Raw genomic sequence first — 5385 nt, 5'->3', positions numbered from 1 at the left:
GCTAACTCTATCGGCGAGAGTAAAATCAAATACGGATACTAAAATGAACCTAACCCTAAAACAAAAACTAACCGTAGCGCGTAATTTTGCGGTTGAAATCCCTATCGAGATTTTGCACTTTTTAATCGTGCCTTTTGCGCTGCTAGCCTGCGACGAAAAAAGCGAAAATTTGCCGAGATGGGCGGCGTGGTTCGATGACCCCGATTATGGGGTCAATGGCGATGACGGGTGGAAGGGCGAACACTTTTCAGGCGGCAAGAATAGAACGTACCTCGCGCGCCTTTGTTGGCTGTATCGCAATAGAATAGGCGTATTCAGCGCGAAGTATCTGGGCGTCAAAGTCGAGGACATAGACGCAAACAGCGTGCGCGCGATCGGCGATACGCTAGCGACCTACAACAAAGGGCGAAAGAATACCGAGTGTCTAGTGACCTGCAAGATGAAAGACGGACGCGAGCGTTTCGGGTACTACCGCGAGATCAGATACGGCAAATCAAAATGGTATTGCCGAATTTACCTCGGCTGGAAATTAATGGACGTAGTCGGTATGCGCGAGGACAACAAAGCCGAGTATATGGACGAAAACGATAAAAAGGTGCTTCAGACGGTTTGGGCGGTAAATCCGTTTAAAAGGATAAAACAATGAGCTCGACGGTCAAATTTGCAATCATTGCGGCGATAATCTTAGCCACCGTACTTGTCCTAAAAATGCTAAAGGGGGCGTGATGAATTTTCTAATCGCAAACAAGCTTTGGCTAATCGTAATCGGCGCTCTTGCGGGCGTAATGCTGGGGCTTGGGGTTGAAATTTGGAAACTAAAAGGCGACATAAAAGAAGCAAAAGCGGGGCTTGCCCAGGCGCAAACAGAGCTTGCTATAAAAGAGGCAAGCCTGCAAATCTCGGCTGCAAATTTAAGCGAGTGCAATGCAAAAATAGACCTGCAAAACGCTAAATTTAAGGAGCTTGAAGTAAAAAAGCCCGACGTAAAAAAGACGCAAGAAAAAGCAAAACGCAAATTTGAGAGCATAAAGCCGCTTGCTACGCAAAACTGCGAGGAGAAGCTGGAGCGATGCGAAAGGATATTTGATGAGCTTGCGCGCTAAGATCGGGCTTTTTTGCGTCGCCCTATTGTTTTTTGGCTGCGCAGGCAAAGAGCCGCAGGTGATCACTCGGACAAAATATCAAGACGTGTATATCGCCGTGCCTTGCATCGACGAGATGCCGCAAAAACCGGAGCGCGACAGAAGCGATCCGGACAATCAAAGAAAAATCGCCGAGTATTTTAAAACCTGCGAGGACTTGCTAAAACAATGCGTAAGGAGCGCACGATGAGCGAAATGGTAATCAAAAAAATCATGGGCTTTAAAATCAGCAAAAAAAGAGCGCTGGAAATAACTTTGTCGGTCCTGCTCGCCTTGATTTTCGGGGCGGCGATAAGATGAATTTTCAAGAATACCTATACCTGCTTTGGGTATTGGTGGTGGGCGCGATCGGCGGCGTCTTGGGGCTACTAGACGATGACGGCAAGCCCAGAAAACACCGCACGAAAAGGGCTTTTGCCGTAGCTACTATCACGGCGATGTTTCTATGCTGGACTACGTTTGCTATCTCAAAACTCCTTATACACGAGGTTGAGGGGGCGCTAGCTCTTGGCGGTATTATCGCTTTTATGGGGGCCGAATGGGCTAGACGAAAAATAAACAAAGCAGCAGACAAGAAAATAGAGGGGCTTGGCGACAATGGGTATGGAGGTTATAGCAAGGATTATGACGACTACGGCGGAAGTTTCAGACACGAAAATTTTGACGATACGAAAGGATAGCAAATGGCAAATTTTAACGATGCGTTTCAAATTCTAATGCGACTAGAATTCTCTAGGCCGGGCGACGCACTTGATAAAAATCCGACCGAAAGCGGCTGGACGTTTATGGGTATCTACCAAAACGCTCATCCACACTGGGAAGGCTGGGACGAGATACTAGGCGCGCTAGCTCACGGCAGCGACATCGAGAAAATATCGCGCGCGCTATACGCTAGCGAGAATTTGCGTGCGCAAGTGCGCCAGTTTTACAAAGAAGCTTATTGGGATCGTATGCGCCTTGACGAAGTCGCAAGCCAACTCAAGGCGAATGAAATGTTCGTCTTCGCCGTGAACGTTGGTGTCAAACCCGCCGTGCGCGCGGCGCAGACGGTAGTAGGCGTAGATGCCGACGGCGTCTTCGGCGACCAGACGCTAGCGGCGATAAACCGCTTTGACGAGGCGAGATTTGACAAAGAATTCGACCGAGCCGAGCTTGAATACTACAACCGCTTGATGCAAAAAAATCCGAAGCTAAAGATTTATGCCAACGGGTGGAGAAACAGAGCCTTGGCGGTATGACGCGCCGGGGGCGAAAGTCCGGGGCAAGCCCCGATGAGGAGTAAAAAGTGAATGCATACTACGAAAAGACCTTTATCATCGGCAGCGCGTTTGGGCTAGATATCGCGTATTTTGATCGTTTCAACAAACCGCTGGTTTTTGACGCCAAATTTCGCATCGTAGATCTGGTGTTTGAAAACATCAAAAGCGGCGCAAAGCTGGAGTTAAAAAACATCGGCATGGTAAAACAAAATCACGTCGTGATGTTTGCCGAGGCTAGCGCTTGGGATAACGCGCAGGAAGGATTTTTCAAAAACGACATCAGCGATAGTTTCGGCTACGGCGGAGCATGGCATGCGTATGCGGTATGGCTACGTCCGCCGCTAGGAAACGATGCGATGTGCGTAATGCGCGGTAAGGCAAAACTCGTACAGGCTGCATGGTAATTAAGGAGTAAATATGGCGGAAAATCAAACTATAGCTTATATAACGCCCGATTATCTCGAGGTTAGGCCTCTTGGGTTTAATCCGGAAGCGGGCGCCGGAAGCGGCGAGGGCGATGAGGGCGGCGGCACAAACGCGCCCGTGCCTTTTAACCCGTTTGACCACATCAGCGAGCTTGAACGTATCATAGAAGACTATCTAGCCAAAGAGAGAACCTTCGATAATCAAAATTTGCGCGACAAATTGCGAGGCACGATAAAAGCTCTTGAAGAGCTAAAAAGCGAAGTCAAGGCGATCAACGGCCAAATTTCGGCGATGGTCAAAAATAAAGACGTCGCCGTAACTACCGATAACGAAGCTTTGGCGCAGGCGATACGGCAAGTCAATGCGAAATTTGGCGAAATCAACGCTAGCATAGATCAGCTCAAGCAAGCCTATGCAAGCGAAAATAGCGCGATAGCTCAAAAGTTCGATCAGCTTAAGGCGAGTTTGCCGGGGGAGCTTACAACCCAAATCACAAAAAACGTCGAGACTAGGGTAGAAAAGGGGCTGGACGGCAAAATCAGGTCTATGACGGCTGATATGACTAATCTCGTCTCCAGAGCCGAAACCGAGCTGGCGAAGGTTACGAACGCCGCGGCTATCGCAACGGCGGCAAAAGAGTATCTAGCCAAAGTCAAATCCCTAATCACGGATAGTCGCGGCAGAATCACGGGCTGGCAGTTTAGCGATGGGAGTGGGCAGCAGAGCAAATTTGAAATCATGGCCGATAATTTTCGTATCGCAAACTCGAGCGGAACGTATACGCCGTTTCAGATCATCGGCGGTAAGATATATTTTAGCGGCGACGTGGCGTTTGATCAGTTTAAGCAAACCAACACGATCATAAAAATAGAGCGTTTTGAGAACAATTCGGCAAACAACAAAATCATTCAAGCAAATTTTAACTCCAAGACAAACGCATGCATCCTGCTTTACAATGTAGCTGATCTGTCGCAGTCGCACGTGGCGCTTCTAGGAAGATCAAGCCGCGGCGCGGTAAATGATAAATTTATGATGGGGCCAAACAGTGCGGCGGTGATGTTATATCTAAATCAGCAAGACGTAGTAGATAGGTAGCTTGTTTGCTTGCTATGCTTCCCTACGGAGTAAAAACAAACGGGTCCCCGCCGTAAGGTAGGGCTTTAGGGGTTTGCAAAGGGCGTAGCTCTTTGCCCGTAAGGCGGAATTTACTTCCGCCGCGGAGTAAAAATAAAAGGTAAAACATGTATTATTTTTTGGACGAAGACGGAGTAATTATAGGCAGCGGCACCGAAAAACACGGCGCGTACAAAAACGTCGAAGCGGACAAAGTAGATATCCCAAATGGGCAAAGCCCATACGGCTACGCCTTTAAAAACGGCAAATGGGAGCCAAGCGATGGCATGAGGGCGGCAGCAGAGGCTGAGCAAAAGGCGCAGATAAAAGCGCTCAAAGAAGAAGAGATCGCGAGTATCGTCGTAAGGACGAGTAGCGGGCGTAAATTTAAGGGCGACGAAAAGTCTCAAAACAGAATGAGCCTAGCCTTAGAGCGTGCGCGTAGGCTAGAGCTTGAGACTCTGGAGTGGAAACTAGCAGGCGGCAAGATCGAGCTAATAACGCCGGACGAGCTTGAAGAGGCGCTAAATTTGGCCGTGGCAAAAACCAGCGAGATAGAACTATGCCGGTAAGCGACGAAGACTTTAACGCTCTCAAAAATAGCGTGCGCGCTCTGGCGGATCAAATCAATACGTTTCAAGCGAGTATCGGCGGGATAGAAAGCAGAATCGACGCCCTGCAAAACTCTACGGACGCGAAATTTAGCGCCGTTTCAAAAAAACTCGACGGAGCCGGAAAGGAGATAGGCGAGCTAGAAACGCAGGCTAGCCTTGCAAGATCGAACCTAAACAAACTCAAACGGCAGATGAAGGGACTATAATGGCGCAAAAAATCAAAATAAAATATGATGAAAAATATATAGAAAATTTTAAGAAAATTTTGGCGGCGGCGACTTGCGTAGATTCGCCGTTTGTAAAAACCACGCAGTATATCGACCAGCAGTTTGATAGCTACAACATAAACGACGAAGTAAGGGCTAGAACGATCTCGGGACTGCTCGCGGATCTATCTATAAATTTCACTCAAAACGCTATGCAAAACGCAATGGAGCTAGCGCAAAAAGAGCTGACCTTCGATCAGGAGCTACGCGCGCTAGAACTACGCAACCAAGGGCTAGAAAAAGAGCTCGAAGCGCTCGAGCTAAAAAATAAATACATGAAAGAAAAACACCCGCTAGAGATGGACCAGCTAAGAGCGCAAAACGATCTCACGACCGCGCAGATAGAAAAGATCAAAGCCGAGCAAAAGCTGGCCGAAGAGCAGCAAAAGGCCATCGAGCGGCAGGTAAAAGACAATCGTATCATCAAAGCTACGTCCATCCTAGGCGACTTTTTACAAAACCTCGCCCAGCGCGATTTGAACCCGCCGGCATCTATGAACGAGCATTTTTTCAATTTGCTTGCGGCTATCACCAAAGGCGACGGCATCGCGGCAAAAGCGATAGC

10 protein-coding genes are annotated in these 5385 nt (G+C 48.4%); all 10 read left to right on the top strand.

Going from position 1 to position 5385, the window contains the following annotated elements:
- A partial coding sequence (locus RYL88_RS11175) for a hypothetical protein (protein WP_314991329.1) occupies positions 1 to 646 on the top strand: 646 nt, incomplete at its 5' end.
- 79 nt (positions 647 to 725) lie between these two features.
- Complete coding sequence (locus RYL88_RS11170; RefSeq protein WP_314991327.1) at positions 726 to 1103, top strand: hypothetical protein; 378 nt, start codon at positions 726 to 728, stop codon at positions 1101 to 1103.
- Entirely contained in the window at positions 1087 to 1332 is a 246-nt protein-coding gene (locus RYL88_RS11165; RefSeq protein ID WP_314991325.1) for a hypothetical protein, read from the top strand. The genes RYL88_RS11170 and RYL88_RS11165 overlap by 17 nt, the downstream gene beginning before the upstream one ends.
- Before the next feature lie 106 nt (positions 1333 to 1438).
- Positions 1439 to 1822 carry a hypothetical protein gene (locus RYL88_RS11160; RefSeq protein WP_314991323.1) on the top strand — a complete coding sequence of 128 codons (384 nt, stop codon included), beginning with the start codon at positions 1439 to 1441 and terminating at the stop codon, positions 1820 to 1822.
- Between the two features lie 3 nt (positions 1823 to 1825).
- Positions 1826 to 2380, top strand: a complete 555-nt coding sequence (locus tag RYL88_RS11155; protein WP_314991321.1) for a glycosyl hydrolase 108 family protein — start codon at positions 1826 to 1828, stop codon at positions 2378 to 2380.
- A gap of 47 nt (positions 2381 to 2427) precedes the next feature.
- Complete coding sequence (locus RYL88_RS11150) at positions 2428 to 2805, top strand: hypothetical protein (protein WP_314991319.1); 378 nt, start codon at positions 2428 to 2430, stop codon at positions 2803 to 2805.
- Between the two features lie 13 nt (positions 2806 to 2818).
- Positions 2819 to 3922, top strand: a complete 1104-nt coding sequence (locus RYL88_RS11145) for a hypothetical protein (protein WP_314991318.1) — start codon at positions 2819 to 2821, stop codon at positions 3920 to 3922.
- A 146-nt stretch (positions 3923 to 4068) separates the two neighbouring features.
- On the top strand, positions 4069 to 4512 hold the full coding sequence (locus tag RYL88_RS11140) for a hypothetical protein (RefSeq protein ID WP_314991317.1): 444 nt from the start codon (positions 4069 to 4071) through the stop codon (positions 4510 to 4512).
- A complete protein-coding gene (locus RYL88_RS11135) occupies positions 4503 to 4760 on the top strand; it encodes a hypothetical protein (RefSeq protein ID WP_314991315.1) in 258 nt (85 codons plus the stop codon). The genes RYL88_RS11140 and RYL88_RS11135 overlap by 10 nt, the downstream gene beginning before the upstream one ends.
- Positions 4760 to 5385, top strand: a 626-nt coding sequence (locus RYL88_RS11130; protein WP_314991314.1) for a hypothetical protein, incomplete at its 3' end; no start/stop codon positions are given. The genes RYL88_RS11135 and RYL88_RS11130, both read left to right, overlap by 1 nt.

The sequence above is a fragment of the uncultured Campylobacter sp. genome (assembly GCF_963517995.1).
Taxonomy (GTDB): Bacteria; Campylobacterota; Campylobacteria; order Campylobacterales; family Campylobacteraceae; genus Campylobacter_A.
This window is presented reverse-complemented; position numbering and strand designations above follow the sequence as displayed.

Coding starts and splice junctions, on each gene's coding strand:
- RYL88_RS11170 (WP_314991327.1), top strand. CDS start 726: ATGAATTTTCTAATCGCAAACAAGCTTTGGCTAATCGTAATCGGCGCT.
- RYL88_RS11165 (WP_314991325.1), top strand. CDS start 1,087: ATGAGCTTGCGCGCTAAGATCGGGCTTTTTTGCGTCGCCCTATTGTTT.
- RYL88_RS11160 (WP_314991323.1), top strand. CDS start 1,439: ATGAATTTTCAAGAATACCTATACCTGCTTTGGGTATTGGTGGTGGGC.
- RYL88_RS11155 (WP_314991321.1), top strand. CDS start 1,826: ATGGCAAATTTTAACGATGCGTTTCAAATTCTAATGCGACTAGAATTC.
- RYL88_RS11145 (WP_314991318.1), top strand. CDS start 2,819: ATGGCGGAAAATCAAACTATAGCTTATATAACGCCCGATTATCTCGAG.
- RYL88_RS11140 (WP_314991317.1), top strand. CDS start 4,069: ATGTATTATTTTTTGGACGAAGACGGAGTAATTATAGGCAGCGGCACC.
- RYL88_RS11135 (WP_314991315.1), top strand. CDS start 4,503: ATGCCGGTAAGCGACGAAGACTTTAACGCTCTCAAAAATAGCGTGCGC.